This window comes from Dyella koreensis (assembly GCF_044904565.1).
Taxonomy (GTDB): domain Bacteria; phylum Pseudomonadota; class Gammaproteobacteria; order Xanthomonadales; family Rhodanobacteraceae; genus Dyella_D; species Dyella_D koreensis.
This window is the reverse complement of the sequence record NZ_JADIKD010000011.1, coordinates 191,530-206,585: the sequence shown is the minus strand read 5'-3', so window position 1 is coordinate 206,585 and position 15,056 is coordinate 191,530. Positions and strand designations below refer to the sequence as shown.

Genomic DNA, 15,056 nt, shown 5'->3' with positions numbered 1-15,056 from the left:
GCATGTGCCGGGCATCGCCACGTTTGATTCCTGATTCGTAAATATTTTCGTTGCGCGCCCAAGGGGTTAATCACAGTGAATAGCCGAATTCGTGCCAAAGTCTTGCCGTTTGCCATCGCATCCATGCTGGCCATGTCGGTACCCGCCATCGCCCAGGACACCTCGTCCTCCATCAGCGGCCGCGTGCTCGATGCCAATGGTCAGCCGGTAGCCGGCGCCACCGTGCAGATCGTGCATGAGCCGTCGGGCACCACCAAGACCACCACCACCGACGCTAATGGTCGCTACGCTGCGCAGGGTCTGCGCGTGGGCGGTCCGTTCGACGTGAAGGTGTCGAAGGATGGTCAGCCGGCGACCGAGCAGGACAATGTCTATCTGCAGCTGGCGCAGGACACCGCAGTCAACTTGACCGTGGGTGCCACGGCACAAGCAGCGCAGAACCTGTCGGGCGTGACGGTGTCTGCCAGCGCTTTGTCGCAGACCTTTACTCCGGACAACAAGGGTCTCAGCACGAACGTTTCGCGTCGTGAAATCGAAGCCACCCCGACCCCGGGTCGCTCGATCCAGAACATCGTTCGTCTTGATCCCCGCATCGTGATCAGCGATCGCGATCGCGGCGAGATTTCGGCCGTCGGCCAGAACAGCCGCTACAACAACATCACCGTCGACTCGGTCAGCGCGAACGATCCGTTCGGTCTGAATGCGAACGGCCTGCCGACGCTCGGCACGCCGATCTCGCAGGATACGATCGAGGAATACAACATCTCGACTGCCAACTACGATGTGGCGACCCGTCGCGGTGTTGGCGCAATCGTCAATGCGGTCACCAAGAGCGGTACCAACGATTTCCACGGTTCGACCTATTACGCGTTCCAGAACCGTGACGACATGATCGCCGACTACAACGGTCAGCCGTACGGCGGCTATCGTCGTACCTGGACGGCCGGTGCGACGGTGGGCGGTCCGATCATCAAGGACAAGCTGTTCTTCTTCGCTTCGTACGAAAAGAGCAAGCAGATCGGTCCGTCGAGCCAGTACGGCGTGCAGGGTTCGGGTGCGACCACCGAGATTCGCGGTCTGACCCAGCAGAACGTCAACGACATCGTCAACGCAGCCCGCGCCAAGGGTTTCGGTGATGTCGGTGGTGTGGGTGGCGGCAGTTCGGACCTGCAGGACAAGCGCTATCTGGCCAAGATCGACTGGAACATCACGAACAGTCATCGCGCCAGCTTTACCTATAGCCAGACCAAGGAAAACAAGCCGATCATCACGGGCAGCAACAACGTGCTCGTGCTGTCGAGCGGCTGGTACAAGACCAACGTCGATAACAAGAGCTACGCGCTGCATTTCTACGACGACTGGTCCGACATCTTCTCGACCGACACCACCCTGTCGTATGCGGATTTCAATCAGGTACGTGGCCCGTACAACGGCCAGAACATGCCTGACGTTTCCGTGTGTCTGAACTCGACTTCCGGTTGTACCAGCACCTCCAGCTCGCCGGGTGTTGAGTTCGGTACGGAGTACTCCAGCCAGGCCAACATCCTGCGCGTGAAGACCTTGAATGCGGCTTTCGCCGGCACGTTCTATCTGGGTGAGCACACCGTCAAGTTTGGTGCGGACTTCGAGCGTGGCAAGTACTACAACCTGTTCCTGCAGAACGCGTTTGGCAGCTACCAGTTCAACTCGATCAATGACTTCATCAACGGCAAGTACAATCTGTACCGCTTGAACGCGCCTGCGGCTGGTCTGGGTCTGAATGACGTGGCCGCCAATTTCGAACTGAAGCAGTACGGCCTGTTCCTGCAGGACACCTGGCAGGTCAACAACAACCTGTCCGTGCAGTATGGCTTCCGTGTCGATATCCCGATGACCAGCGACAAGCCGCTGTTCAATCCGTGCTACTCGGCTCCGGTCGGCCAGGCCATCACGGCTAGCAATTGCGTGTCCGCGGCGGGTGGTTTCGGTCGTCGCAACGACTACACGATCAACGGCAACCGTCAGGTGCAGCCGCGTATGTCGTTCAATTACACCTTCGACACCGAGCACATGACGCAGCTGCGTGGTGGCGCGGGTCTGTTCATTTCGAATCCGCCGAGCGTGTGGCTGGGTAACATCTACCAGAACTCCGGTATCACCCAGGTGCAGTTCGCCTGTGGCCCGAACTCTGCTGCTTCGGCCGCCTGTAAGCCGGGTAGTGCGGGTTACCCCGTTTTCAGCAGCGACGCTGCCCACCAGAACGCTGGCTCGGCTCCGATTCCGGGTGCCAAGGGTGCGCAGATGGCGGTCAGCACGGTCGACGATGGCTTCCAGCTGCCGAGCGTGTGGAAGATGTCGCTGGGCTTCGACAAGGAGCTGCCGTGGTACGGCCTGGTGTTCACGGCTGACTACGAGCACCTGAAGACCCGCAATGCGATCTGGTATCAGAACCTGAACATTGGCGCTCCGACCGGTGTGCTGCCGGATGGTCGCAACACCTATTACCTGAACCCGAAGGGTGGTCAGGTCGGCAACACCGCTCGTGCAAAATCGAACCAGGCGTTTGGCGATGCAGTGATCAACCTGGCCAACACCAGCCGTGGCAAGGCTGACAGCCTGGCCCTCTCGTTGAAGAAGTCCTTCTCCAACGACTGGTCCGCTATGGTTGGCTTCACCTGGAGCCGTGCGACCGAGGTGAACCCGGGTACGTCGAGCGTGGCTCGCTCGAACTACAGCAACAACGTGTGGGTGAATCCGAACGAGAACATCGCTAGCCCGTCGAATTACTCGGTGCCGAAGCGCGTGATCGCGTCCCTGACCTGGCAGCATCGCTTCTTTGGTGACTACGCCACCAGCGTCAGCGCGTTCTACGACGGCCACTCCGGTGCCCCGTACAGCTGGCGCTTCGGCAACGACGCCAACGGTGATGGCTTCGTCTCGGATCTGGCGTACATCCCGCGCAAGGGTGACATCAGTTTTGCTCCGGGTACTTCGCAGCAGCAGCAGGACTCGTTCTGGAAGTACATCGAGAACAACGAGTACCTGCGTGATCACCAGGGTCAAATCGCCAAGCGCAACGACACCCGTGCCCCGTGGATCAACCAGATCGACCTGAGCTTCCGTCAGGAGATCCCGGGCATCTTCAAGGGCAACAAGGGTGAGATCCGTCTTGACATCTATAACTTCGGCAACATGCTGAACAAGAAGTGGGGTGTTGATCACCGCGCCAGCTTCCCGCTGACGCGCAACCTGGCTGACTTCGCTGGCGTGGATGCCAACGGCAAGTACATCTACGACATCAGCAAGGCGGCTTATAAGGACAGCGCCGGCAACTACAGCCCGCTGCCGCTGCCGCGTGCGGACGAGCTGAACGGCCCGACCCAGCGTTGGTCCGTGCTGGCGACGGTTCGCTACACGTTCTAAGCCAACGCTGTTCTCGCAAGAACGAGAGCCGGCGCCCGCTCAGGGCGCCGGCTTTTTTATGGGAGAGGTTGACCCGCACGGCACCCCGGAGTGAAGCTAGCCGGCCGACTCGAGCATGAGTCCGGTGTTTTGCCACGGACAACGTGGCCGAAGGAGATCCAATGAACGACGTTCAGACCGGCAAGGCCGGCAAGTCAACCGTCAGCGCGCGCATTTCGCCCGCCGGTGGCCTGGACATTCTGTCCCGTAATGAAGTGGCCCGTCTGCGCGATGCCAGCGGTTCGGGCTTGCACGCGCTGTTGCGCCGCTGCGCGCTCGCGGTGCTGACCTCGGGCAACATCAGTGACGATCCGCGCTCGATGTTCGAGCAGTTCCCGGATTTCGATATTCAGGTGCTGCAGCAGGATCGCGGCATCAAGATCGAGTTGAGCCACGCCCCGGCGCAAGCTTTTGTGGATGGGCAGATCATCCGCGGTATCAACGAGCTGCTGGTCGCGGTCGTGCGTGACATCGTCTATGTGTCCACGCAGCTGGAGCAGGGCGGTTTCGATCTGGACGATACGGTGGGCCTGACCCATGCAGTGTTCGAGATCCTGCGCAATGCGCGCATCCTCAAGGCGCAGATCGATCCGAACCTGGTGGTGTGCTGGGGCGGCCATTCGATTTCGCGCGACGAATACGAGTACACCAAGCAGGTGGGCTATCAGCTAGGCCTGCGCGGCATGGATATCTGCACCGGCTGCGGTCCGGGCGCGATGAAGGGGCCGATGAAGGGCGCCACTATCGCCCATGCCAAGCAACGCCGCCGCCATAACCGCTATATCGGCGTGACCGAGCCGGGTATCATTGCGGCGGAGTCGCCGAACCCGATCGTGAATCATCTGGTGATCATGCCGGACATCGAGAAGCGTCTCGAAGCTTTCGTGCGCATCGGCCACGGCATCATTGTGTTCCCGGGCGGCGTGGGCACGGCGGAAGAAATTCTCTACCTGCTCGGCATTTTGCTGCACCCGGACAACGCGGGCATCCCGTTCCCGCTGATCTTCACCGGACCCAAGCAGTCGGCCGCTTATTTCGAGCAGATCGACCGCTTCCTGCGCCTGACTCTGGGCGACAGTGTGGCGCAGTACTACCAGATCATCGTCGACAATCCGGCGGCCGTGGCGCATGCGATGGTGCGTGGTATCGACAAGGTGCGTAACCACCGTCTGGACAATAAGGACGCCTTCTTCTTCAACTGGGCGCTCAATATCCCGTTCTCGTTCCAGATGCCGTTCCGACCAACGCATGAGGCTATGCGCGGCCTGGCCATTCATCGCGACCGCCCGCGGCACGAACTGGCGGCGGACCTACGTCGCGCCTTCTCCGGCATCGTCGCCGGCAATGTGAAGGAAGAGGGCGTGCGTGCCATCGAGCAGTACGGTCCGTTCGACATCGACGGCCAGCCTGACATCATGCGTGCATTGGATGAGCTGCTGCAGGCGTTCGTGGTCCAGCATCGGATGAAGCTGCCAGGCGGCGCCGCCTACGTACCGTGTTATCGCGTGCGTACCAGCTGAACAAATTCGGATCATTTTCAGGGCTGTCAGTAGCTTGACAGCCCGGCGTCCAATATTCAAACTACGCAGCTCACCCCGCCCGAATAGCTCAGCCGGTTAGAGCACTTGACTGTTAATCAGGGGGTCGTTGGTTCGAGTCCAACTTCGGGCGCCATATCTGACAAGGCCTTGCAGCGATGCAAGGCCTTGTTTTTTTTGCGGGATAGCGTGCCCGCGAATTTATCCGGTGCCCGCACATTGTGCGGCTTCATCGGCGGTCGCGTCGCCGCCGCGTACACGCCCGGCCTGCGAAACCTTCACGCTGACCACATGGCTGGGGTCGCTGCGGCGGCAGATCAGCACGGTGAGGTTGCTGCCTCCGGCAAAGCCGCTGGACTGGAACTGGACGTAGTGACGACCAGTGTTGCTCTGGATAGTCAGTTGCCTGGCGGTGTCCACGCGGCTGTATTGCGGCGGGCCATCCAGTTGGTTGGCCTGGTCGCCTCGAAACCCGACCAGCCAACCGCCATCCCACGAGGCTTCATCGCTACAGCGCATGCCGTCGCGCGTAGGACAGGCCACAGTGCGGCGACCGGTCTGCGCGGCGAGGGCGCGGGCCTGCTGCAGCGAGGCGATCAGGCTGGTCTGCGCCGTGCGTACTTCATGGCGGGCCAGCAGGCGCCGCAGCGAGGGCAGGGCAACGCAGGTCAGGATCGCGGTGATAACCACCACCATGATCTGCTCAATCAGCGTGGCGCCTCGATACTGGCGGCGGGTGGGCCATCCATGCGTGAGATTCACGGTAGTACTCCTGTGTGGGCAGGAGACTGATGCTAGGTAGCGTCTGCGGCGTTGCCTGCAAGACTGCACAGTCCTACGGTGTGAGGCTCTGCTGACACGCCCTGTCAGCAGGCCCGATTTAAAATGACCCCACGCGACCGCATGTGGACTGCCATGACTGACCGCTTCGAGCTCGTTTCTCCCTACAAGCCCTCTGGCGACCAGCCGCAGGCCATCCAACGCCTCACCGAAGGCTTCGAGAACGGCCTGGCCGCGCAGACCCTGCTTGGTGTGACCGGCTCCGGCAAGACCTTCACCATCGCCAATGTGATCGAGAAGATTCAGCGGCCGACCATCGTGCTGGCGCCGAACAAGACGCTGGCGGCGCAGCTGTATGGCGAGTTCAAGGAGTTCTTCCCGCACAACGCGGTGGAGTACTTCGTCAGCTACTACGACTACTACCAGCCGGAAGCATACGTCGTTGCTTCGGATACCTTCATCGAGAAGGATGCTTCGATCAACGAGCACATCGAGCAGATGCGTCTGGCCGCGACCAAGGCGTTGCTGTCGCGCAAGGATTCGCTGATCGTCGCCACCGTATCGGCGATCTATGGCTTGGGCGATCCGGAAGATTATCTGTCACTGCGCCTGATCCTGGCGCGTGGCGAGCACATTGATCAGCGCGCGCTGATCCGCCAGTTGACCGAGCTGCAGTATTCGCGCAACGAGCTGGAGTTGAAGCGCGGCACGTATCGCGTACGCGGCGAAATTATCGATGTGTTCCCGGCCGAATCGGAAATTGAGGCGCTGCGTATCGAGCTGTTCGATGGCGAGGTGGAGAATCTTTCGCTGTTCGATCCGCTCACCGGCGAAACCATCCGCAAGGTGCCGCGCTACACCGTCTATCCGCGCACCCATTACGCCAGTACGCGCGAGAGCGTGCTCAACGCGATCGAGACGATCAAGGTTGAGCTGAAAGATCGCCTGGAGCAGTTGTACAAGGACAACAAGCTGGTCGAGGCGCAGCGCCTGGACCAGCGCACCCGTTTCGACGTGGAGATGATGGCCGAGGTCGGCTACTGTCAGGGCATCGAGAACTACTCGCGCCATCTGACGCGCCGTGGTCCCGGCGAGCCGCCGCCGACGCTGTTCGATTACCTGCCGCCCGATGCCTTGCTGGTGGTCGACGAGTCACATGTGACCGTGCCGCAGTTGGGTGCCATGTACAAAGGCGACCGCTCGCGCAAAGAGACACTGGTGGAGTTCGGTTTCCGCTTGCCGTCGGCGATGGACAACCGGCCTCTGAAGTTTGAGGAATGGGAGCGCAGAGCGCCGCGTTCGATCTATGTTTCCGCTACGCCGCGCGACTATGAGTTGCAGAAGTCGGGCGACGCCGTGGTCGAACTGGTGGTGCGCCCCACCGGCCTGATCGATCCGGAAGTGGAAGTGCGTCCGGTGCGTACCCAGGTCGACGACCTGCTTGGCGAAGTACATAAACGGGTGGCGATGGGTGATCGCGTGCTGGTCACCACGCTGACCAAGCGCATGGCCGAAAACCTCACCGAGTATCTCGGCGAGCACAACATCAAGGTGCGTTACCTGCACTCGGATATCGAGACCGTCGAGCGCGTGGAGATCATTCGAGACCTGCGCCTGGGTGAGTTCGACGTGCTGGTCGGCATCAATCTGCTGCGTGAAGGTCTGGATATGCCCGAGGTGTCGCTGGTAGCGATCCTCGATGCCGACAAGGAAGGCTTCCTGCGTTCGACCGGCTCGCTGATCCAGACCATCGGCCGCGCGGCGCGCAATGTGCGCGGCAAGGCGATTCTGTATGCCGATAACATCACCCGTTCCATGCAGGCTGCTATTGACGAGACGGCGCGCCGCCGCGAAAAGCAGGTGTCCTACAACGAGGCGCACGGCATCACGCCGCAGTCGGTGGTGCGGCGCATCGCCGACATCATGGAAGGCGCGCGCAGCGAGGGCGGTTCTCGGGGACGTGGTGCCAAGGCGGCGAGGGCCCGTGCGGTGGCCGAGCAAGGTGCGGACTACGCCGCGCTCAGCGCCGACCAGGCCAGCGCCATGATCAAGCGACTGGAGGCGCAGATGTACAAACACGCCGAAAACCTGGAGTTCGAGGACGCCGCCCGGCTGCGCGACCAGATTCACCAGCTGCGGGAAAAGGCCTTGCGCTGAGGCGCCGGCCGCCCGGCAGGGGAGTTGTCGGGGGATGACGGCTCACGTATACTGCGCGGCTCGCACGGCATGCCGGCGCGAGCTTCGGGCGGTTAGCTCAGCGGTAGAGCACTACCTTGACATGGTAGGGGTCACAAGTTCGATCCTTGTACCGCCCACCAGTTTCGATCAGAAAGGCGCGATCCACGGATCGCGCCTTTCTGCTTTTCCAGGGCCGTGTTCCCGGCGTTAATGGCGTAGCCGCCACCGCCAGCCAGCTTCCCGCCGTCCGCGCCCATCCCGGACGCCCCTCGCCGTGACGCGCCGTCGCCGGCCTTGATATTCGTTTGAGATTGCTTACTGGGGTCCGACCCGGCCGGGACAATGCGCGGCATTTCCTGTCCGCCACCCGGATTCCCCATGAAGATCGAACTGTCCAGCCCGATGCTCGAGGCGATCGCCGCCGCGCGCCCCAACCTGACGCCCGGCGTTGTCGCCGACGCCGAAGGCGGCGGAAGCGCAAGTTTTGCGCAGGCCATGAAGCATGCCGTCGAGCACATCGACGGCCAGCAGCACGACGCCCAGTCGAAAGTCACCGCGGTCGAGACCGGGCAGAGCGACGACCTCGTCGGCGCGATGCTGTCCAGCCAGGAAGCGAGCCTCTCGTTCTCCATGATGATGCAGGTGCGCAACAAGCTGATGGCGGCGTTCGACGACATCATCAAGATGCAAGTCTGAGGGGCGGGCTGAATCATGTTGGCCAAGCTCAAATCCAAAGCTTCGGGGCTGTTCGCCGGAGCCCGGCTGCCTTCGTCCAAGGGGCTCTCAAGGCTATTGCCAATGATCGTGCTGGCCATTGGCCTCACCGCGTTGGTGATGATGTTTGTATGGCGAAGTGATGCCAGCTACAAGCCGCTTTTCGGCGCGCGCGAGAACGTCTCCGCCGCCGAGACCATGGCGGTGCTCGATGCGGAGAACATCCCCTATCGCATTCACCCGCAGAGCGGCCAGGTGCTGATACCCGACGCCAAGCTCGGGCAGGCGCGCATGCTGCTCGCCGCCAAGGGCGTAGTCGCCAAACTGCCCGACGGCCTGGAACAGGTCGACAAGAGTGATCCCCTGGGAGTCAGCCAATTCGTGCAGGACGTGCGTTTCCGTCGCGGCCTGGAGGGCGAGCTGGTCAAGAGCATCATGAGCCTGGAGCCGGTCGAAACGGCCCGGGTGCACCTATCCATCGCCAAGTCCTCGTCGTTCATCCTCAGCGACGGCGACAAGAGTTCGGCCTCCGTCGTGCTGACGCTCAAGCCCGGCCGCAAACTCGGCAAGGAACAGATAGGGGCGATTGTGGGCATGGTGGCCGGCAGCGTCGCCAACCTTGACCCCGCGCGTGTAGCGGTCATCGATCAGGCGGGCAACTACCTCTCTTCCACCATCGATCCGAACGATCCCAGTGTGGGCGACAACGAGATCGGCGTACGTATGCGTGAGGATACGCTGCGCAACATTCGCGACCTGCTCGCCCAAAGCCTGGGTGATGGGAACTATCGCGCCAGCGTGATGGTGGAGACCGACAACGATCGCGTGGAGGAAACACACGAAAAATACGGGGACAAGCCGCTGGTTACCAACGAGGCCACGCGCGACGAACAAGACGCGAGCCAGATGGCGCTGGGCGTACCCGGCTCGTTGTCCAACCGGCCGGCCCCCACCGGCAACGCGCCGGCCGCGAGTGAGAAGGCTGGTCCGCGTTCGCAGCGCAACGCCATCACGCGCCAGTACGTCTATGACCGCAACGTGGTGCAGATCAAGCGCAGTCCTACGCGTATCAAGCGGGTGAGCGTGGCGGTGGTGCTCAGCAATGCAGCCGCACCCGATGGCAAGGAATGGACACCGCAGCAACTTGGCAAGATCGAGGCCATCCTGCAGAGCGGCATCGGCATGGATGTGGCGCGCGAGGACAAGCTCACCGTCTCGGCGCTGGATTTCCAGGTACCGAAGACGGAGACACCGCTATCGTGGTGGAAGCAACCCGAGCACATGCTGACCATGGGCGGCTATGCCGGTTATGCGTTGCTCGCACTGTTTGTATTCCTCCTGGTGCTGCGCCCGCTGCTCAGGATCCTGCGCCAGTGGGTAGATAACCAGAAGCCGCAGCTGCCGGCTGAGACCGAAGCCGTCTCGGAAGCCGATCCCGACGCCGTGGGCGTAACTACCGCTCCGGTGAATTCTCCGCTGGACGAAGACGACATCCGGCTGCCGCCGGTGGGTTCCAGCGTTGACGTGCTGATCGATCACCTGAAGATCCTCGCCGCGCAGGCTCCCAGCCGTGTAGCCGACGTCATCAAGCCCTGGATACGTAAACATGGATAAGCTCATCAATACCGGCACCGGGCTGCCCCTGGCCGCGACGGAACTGAGTTCCGTCGAGCGTGCCGCGATCACCCTGCTCAGCATGGGCGAAGAGGCGGCCTCGGCGGTCCTGCGATGTCTGTCGCGCGAAGAGCTGCTCGACGTCACTCTGGTGATGGCGCGCATGAACGGCGTGAAAGTCGATGCCGTGCAAGACACGCTGCAAACGTTCTTCGATGCGTTCCGTGAGCAGAGCAGCGTGCGTGGTGCTTCGCGGCAGTTCCTACAGCGCTCGCTGGATATGGCGCTGGGTGGTGTCATCGCCGACAGCGTGCTCAACCAGATCTACGGCGATGTGATCGGGCCCAAGATAGCTCGCCTGCAATGGGCGCAGCCCCAGTGGCTGGCCGAGCGCCTGTCTCGTGAACATGTGCGCATGCAGGCCATGTTCCTGGCGTTCCTTCCGGCCGAGCAGGCCAGCCAGGTGCTGCACGCCCTGCCAGTGGAGAGTTGCGATCTGGTGCTGCTGCAGATTGCGCGCCTGAAAGAAATCGATCACGAATTGCTGCGCGACGTGGAGGCCGTGGTCGACGCATGCATCGAGAACCTCGGCACGCAGAGTACGGCGGTGGAGGGCGCGCAGCGCGCCGCGGAGATCATCAATCGCATGCCGGGCGATCGTGCCCAGGTAGTGGAGCTGTTGCGCGCGCACGACCCGGATGTCGTCGCAGCCGTGGAAAACCATATCTACGAGTTTGGCATTCTGGCCCATCAGAACGCCGAAACCATTGCCGCCATCCTTGATCAGGTGCCGTTCGAACAATGGGGTATCGCCCTCAAGGGCGCCCATCCGGCCCTCCAGGATGCGTTGATGCGCGCCATGCCCCAGCGGCAGGCCAGCGCTTTCGACGACATGCTGCGCCGCACGCCTGCCGCGCCGCTCAGCCGTGTGGAAGGCGTACGCCGCGAGATCATGGACCAGTTGCGCGAGCTGGCGGCCGAAGGCGAGATCGCCTTGCAGCTGGTCGCTGAGGACGTGGTCTGATGAAGGCCTATCGACGTTACGCTTTTCCACCGCTCATGCGGCTGCAGGCAGGCATCCATGAACCGGTCGCCGTGCAGGCCGAGGATCCGGCGTTGACCGAGGCCCTGCTGGAGGAATGTCGCAAAGGCGGTTACGACGAAGGTTATGCGGCCGGTCGTACGGAAGGATCTCGGCGCATGGCTGACGGCGTTGCGCGCGAAGCACGTGCCGCTTTGGATGCCCTGGGCGAACCGTTCGAAGCGATGCGCACTGGTTTTGCGCGCTTGCAGGACGCGTACCGTGGGGAATTGCGTGAGCAGATGGTCGAGCTCGTCGAGGAGGTGGCCCGGCAAGTGGTGCGCGCTGAACTCAACACGCGCCCGGAACAGTGGATCGCCCTGGTGGACGAGGCATTGGCGACGTTGCCCAAGCCCTCCGAAACGGTTGAGGTGCGCCTGCATCCAGCCGAGTACGCGCGTGTGCTGGAGGCGGTTCCCGAGCAGGTGGCGCGTTATGGCTTTGCTCCCGATCCGCAACTGGCGCCGGGCGAATGTCGTGTTTCCGCCGGTGAGCGCGAACTCGATGTTGGTTGCGGGCAACGCCTGGCCGCGTGCATGGAGCGCGTTCACGCGCTACTGCATGCGACCACGCAGGGAGAAGCGTAATGCGCGCACTCGCCGGGCTTAAACTTGATGACGTTCCGGTCGCTCGTGAAGTAGGAAGGCTCAGCGGCGTATCGGGCATCTTGCTGGAGGCCACCGGTTACGCCTTCGAGACCGGACAGCACGCGCGCATCGAAACCGCTTCTGGCGAATGGATGGATGCGCGCGTGGTGGGATTCCGCAACAACGTGTCCTATCTCATGCCTTTCCGAAAACAGGCCGGCCTGGTTGCCGGTGCGCGCGTGATCGCCGATGGCGGCGAGCGCCGCCCTCATATCGGTCCCGCATGGCGGGGCCGCATTGTGGATGGCCTTGGCGAGCCTATCGATGGTCTCGGGGCGTTGCAGGGCGAGCAGCCGCTTGATCTGCGTCCGCCGCGCATCAATCCGATGCGCAAGAGGTCGGTAGCCGGAGTGCTCGATGTTGGTGTGCGCGCCATCAACGGCATGCTCACGCTTGGGCGCGGTCAGCGTGTTGGTCTGTTCGCCGGCAGTGGCGTGGGCAAGAGTGTGCTGCTCGGGATGATTACCCGTCAGACCGAGGCTGATGTCGTGGTAGTGGGTCTGATCGGCGAACGCGGACGAGAGGTGCGTGAGTTCATCGAGCACGCGCTCGGGCCAGAAGGGTTAAAGAAGGCCATTGTGGTCGTTGCGCCTGCTGACGAATCTCCGTTGATGCGTTTGATGGCGACCGAGTTATGCCACGCCATCGCGGCGTACTTTCGTGACGCAGGCAGCAACGTGCTGTTGCTGGTCGATTCTCTGACCCGCTATGCCATGGCACAGCGTGAGATGGCGCTGGCGCTGGGTGAGCCGCCCGCTACACGTGGCTACCCGCCGTCCGTATTCGGGCTGTTGCCGCAGCTCGTGGAAAGTGCCGGCAATGGTGAGGGCGAAGGCAGCATGAGCGCGATCTACACCGTGCTGGCCGAGGGCGACGATGAGCAGGATCCGGTGGTGGACACCGCGCGTGCCATCCTCGACGGCCACATCATGTTGTCGCGCGAGATGGCGGCGCAGGGTCACTATCCGGCGATCGACGTTAGTCGTTCGGTCAGCCGCTGCATGACGCTGGTAGCCGGCGAGCAGCACTTGGAGGCTGTGCGCGAACTGCGTGACCTGCTCAATCGGTACACCCAGGTGCGCGACTTGATACCGCTTGGCGGTTACGTCGCCGGCGCGGATTCGCAGACCGATCGGGCAGTGGCGCTGCATTCGCGTCTGGCGGCCTACCTGCAGCAGGGTATGCACGAGGCTGCGCCGTTCGCCGATTGCATCGCTTCGCTGGAGGCCTTGCTGGCATGAGTATGGGGCGCACCGTGAATAGTCTGGCGCGCCTGGTCGACCTGCGTGGGCGCGAGGTGGAACGACTGACCGGCGAACTGGCCGGTCAGCAGGCGATGCGGAAACGCTACGAAAACAACCTGACGCGCATGGAGCAATTGCTGCATGCGGCAGCGCCCTCTGATCAGGGTTGCCCGGTGTTGTCGAGCAATAGCGCGCTTTACAAGGCATGGCTGGCGGATCTCATCGCCAGCCATCGGCAAGACCTGGCGCACCACGACACCGTCATTGCCGCGAGTCGCGGCGCGCTGACAATCGCTGCGCTCAAACATGAGGGGCTGGGACGCGTGCTGCACGACAAGCGCGCTCTGCTGGAAAGACAGCATCGCGTGCGCGAACAGAAACAACAGGACCAGCTTGCGACACAGGCATGGTCCCGCTCTCGCCTACAGGCCTGAAACCATCCAACCAGCGAAGCCTAATCATGATTATCGATCCCACCAAGCCGGGCGAAAATGCCCTCTATTTTTCCGAGCTATATATGCACAATGCCTTTGAGCGGCTCGACGCTCAGTTGGCCAGTGCAACCCGGACCAGCGAGGCGGTCAGCAAACTTCGCAGCGCGCTATCTGCGTTCCAGAGTGCGCTCGGAGGGTTGTCCTCGTCGGGCGGTATCATCAAATACCAGGGCATCCTGTCGAATCCGGCATTGGGCAGCGTCTCGATCGGCGATTCGGCCCAAGCCGGCAGTTATGCGTTCTTTGTGGAGCAGCTGGCCACCGCGCACCAGCTTGCCGTTGGCAATATCCCGGCCACGGATGTCGCTCAGGCTGGTGTGCTGATGATCGACCTCGGTGACGGATCCAGTTTCGACGTGGACCTCACCAAGGCCAAGCCGGATGCCAACGGCAACATTACGACGAGCGAGATCGCGCGCCTGGTCAACGAAGCGTCGGGCAACAAAGGCAACGTCAGCGCGTCGGTGGTGACGGTCAACGGCTCGCAGCAATTGGTGCTTACCTCGGGCAAAACCGGTACGGACGGGGCGATCACACTGGATACCAGCGGCATTGGCGATAGCAGCCTCGCTGGTTCCCTGGGTGGCGCCAGCGAGATGATCGCGGCACGGAATGCAGTGTTCTACCTCGGCGGGCAGGGTGGCACGCGCATCGAGCAGAGCTCCAATACCTTCGATGGCATTCAGGATGTCAGCATCACCTTCACCGCCGCCATGCAGGCCGGCGATCCGGCGCTGGTGCTTTCGATCAGCCGTGATAGCTCGGCGACACAAGAAAACGTGCAGTCCTTCGTCGATGCCTACAACGCGCTCAAGAGCGTGCTGGACGAGCTGTGCTACGCGGGCGACGGAACGCCGGGTAGTGCGGGTCCGATGGCCGGCGACGCTGGCGTGCGGGCCTTGCAATTGAATCTCAACGACATCCTGCGCCAGACGGTAGGAAGTGTCGGCTTGAGGGATTTCGGCATCGGCGCCGATCGCGATGGCAAACTTTCTCTCGATACGACCAAGTTCAATGCGGCACTGGCCGCCGATCCGAGCCGGCTTGAGGCGCTGTTTGGCGAGGGCGATAAGAGCCTCACCGGAAAGTTCGACAAGTACATGGCGGCATGGCTCGACACCAAGGGGCAGATCAGCAGCCGCGAGGAGTCCGTCAAGAAGATTCAGGATCTCTTGAGCAAGCGTCAGTCGACGCTGGAGGATCAATACACTCGTACCTATGAGCGCTATCTCGCGCAGTTCAACCGCCTCTATGTCGTGGATCAGCAGATGAAATACACGATGGAGATGCTCGAGGCGCTTACCCCCCGCAATGGAAAGAACTAG

At 62.2% G+C, this 15,056-nt stretch carries 11 protein-coding genes and 2 tRNA genes; 12 read left to right on the top strand and 1 reads right to left on the bottom strand.

The features are described from left to right. Positions 1-75 precede the first annotated feature (75 nt). The 3 genes from ISS97_RS12980 to ISS97_RS12970 all read left to right on the top strand — a co-directional run bounded on the left by ISS97_RS12980 (position 76) and on the right by ISS97_RS12970 (position 5,115). Positions 76-3,402: a TonB-dependent receptor gene (locus ISS97_RS12980; protein WP_379983928.1), complete on the top strand. Its 3,327-nt coding sequence runs from the start codon at positions 76-78 to the stop codon at positions 3,400-3,402. A 161-nt stretch (positions 3,403-3,563) separates the two neighbouring features. Beyond that, positions 3,564-4,961, top strand: a complete 1,398-nt coding sequence (ppnN, locus tag ISS97_RS12975; protein WP_379983927.1) for a nucleotide 5'-monophosphate nucleosidase PpnN — start codon at positions 3,564-3,566, stop codon at positions 4,959-4,961. A gap of 77 nt (positions 4,962-5,038) precedes the next feature. After that, a tRNA-Asn gene (locus ISS97_RS12970) sits at positions 5,039-5,115 on the top strand. Positions 5,116-5,180: 65 nt separating this feature from the next. Here ISS97_RS12970 and ISS97_RS12965 read toward each other — a convergent pair. Next, positions 5,181-5,741 carry a GspH/FimT family pseudopilin gene (locus tag ISS97_RS12965; RefSeq protein ID WP_379983926.1) on the bottom strand — a complete coding sequence of 187 codons (561 nt, stop codon included), beginning with the start codon at positions 5,739-5,741 and terminating at the stop codon, positions 5,181-5,183. Positions 5,742-5,894: 153 nt separating this feature from the next. On the opposite strand from ISS97_RS12965, the gene uvrB reads away from it, so the two are divergent. From uvrB to fliD, 9 genes are all read left to right on the top strand, one after another. After that, complete coding sequence (gene uvrB / locus ISS97_RS12960) at positions 5,895-7,916, top strand: excinuclease ABC subunit UvrB (RefSeq protein WP_379983925.1); 2,022 nt, start codon at positions 5,895-5,897, stop codon at positions 7,914-7,916. 86 nt (positions 7,917-8,002) lie between these two features. Further along, a tRNA-Val gene (locus ISS97_RS12955) sits at positions 8,003-8,077 on the top strand. A gap of 238 nt (positions 8,078-8,315) precedes the next feature. Next, complete coding sequence (fliE, locus tag ISS97_RS12950; RefSeq protein ID WP_379983924.1) at positions 8,316-8,633, top strand: flagellar hook-basal body complex protein FliE; 318 nt, start codon at positions 8,316-8,318, stop codon at positions 8,631-8,633. A 15-nt stretch (positions 8,634-8,648) separates the two neighbouring features. Then, a complete protein-coding gene (gene fliF / locus ISS97_RS12945) occupies positions 8,649-10,265 on the top strand; it encodes a flagellar basal-body MS-ring/collar protein FliF (protein ID WP_379983923.1) in 1,617 nt (538 codons plus the stop codon). Then, on the top strand, positions 10,258-11,289 hold the full coding sequence (locus ISS97_RS12940) for a FliG C-terminal domain-containing protein (RefSeq protein WP_379983922.1): 1,032 nt from the start codon (positions 10,258-10,260) through the stop codon (positions 11,287-11,289). Before fliF ends, ISS97_RS12940 begins: the two co-directional genes overlap by 8 nt. Continuing rightward, positions 11,289-11,933 carry a FliH/SctL family protein gene (locus ISS97_RS12935; protein ID WP_379983921.1) on the top strand — a complete coding sequence of 215 codons (645 nt, stop codon included), beginning with the start codon at positions 11,289-11,291 and terminating at the stop codon, positions 11,931-11,933. The genes ISS97_RS12940 and ISS97_RS12935 overlap by 1 nt, the downstream gene beginning before the upstream one ends. Beyond that, complete coding sequence (locus ISS97_RS12930) at positions 11,933-13,234, top strand: FliI/YscN family ATPase (protein WP_379983920.1); 1,302 nt, start codon at positions 11,933-11,935, stop codon at positions 13,232-13,234. Before ISS97_RS12935 ends, ISS97_RS12930 begins: the two co-directional genes overlap by 1 nt. Further along, complete coding sequence (locus ISS97_RS12925; protein ID WP_379983919.1) at positions 13,231-13,671, top strand: flagellar export protein FliJ; 441 nt, start codon at positions 13,231-13,233, stop codon at positions 13,669-13,671. The genes ISS97_RS12930 and ISS97_RS12925 overlap by 4 nt, the downstream gene beginning before the upstream one ends. A gap of 26 nt (positions 13,672-13,697) precedes the next feature. Then, positions 13,698-15,056 carry a flagellar filament capping protein FliD gene (gene fliD / locus ISS97_RS12920; protein ID WP_379983918.1) on the top strand — a complete coding sequence of 453 codons (1,359 nt, stop codon included), beginning with the start codon at positions 13,698-13,700 and terminating at the stop codon, positions 15,054-15,056.

What these genes read in the sequence shown, in the direction of transcription:
- ISS97_RS12930 (WP_379983920.1), top strand. Translation starts at nt 11,933, where the DNA reads ATGCGCGCACTCGCCGGGCTTAAACTTGATGACGTTCCGGTCGCTCGT.
- uvrB (WP_379983925.1), top strand. Translation starts at nt 5,895, where the DNA reads ATGACTGACCGCTTCGAGCTCGTTTCTCCCTACAAGCCCTCTGGCGAC.
- ISS97_RS12935 (WP_379983921.1), top strand. Translation starts at nt 11,289, where the DNA reads ATGAAGGCCTATCGACGTTACGCTTTTCCACCGCTCATGCGGCTGCAG.
- ISS97_RS12940 (WP_379983922.1), top strand. Translation starts at nt 10,258, where the DNA reads ATGGATAAGCTCATCAATACCGGCACCGGGCTGCCCCTGGCCGCGACG.
- ISS97_RS12925 (WP_379983919.1), top strand. Translation starts at nt 13,231, where the DNA reads ATGAGTATGGGGCGCACCGTGAATAGTCTGGCGCGCCTGGTCGACCTG.
- fliD (WP_379983918.1), top strand. Translation starts at nt 13,698, where the DNA reads ATGATTATCGATCCCACCAAGCCGGGCGAAAATGCCCTCTATTTTTCC.
- fliE (WP_379983924.1), top strand. Translation starts at nt 8,316, where the DNA reads ATGAAGATCGAACTGTCCAGCCCGATGCTCGAGGCGATCGCCGCCGCG.
- ppnN (WP_379983927.1), top strand. Translation starts at nt 3,564, where the DNA reads ATGAACGACGTTCAGACCGGCAAGGCCGGCAAGTCAACCGTCAGCGCG.
- fliF (WP_379983923.1), top strand. Translation starts at nt 8,649, where the DNA reads ATGTTGGCCAAGCTCAAATCCAAAGCTTCGGGGCTGTTCGCCGGAGCC.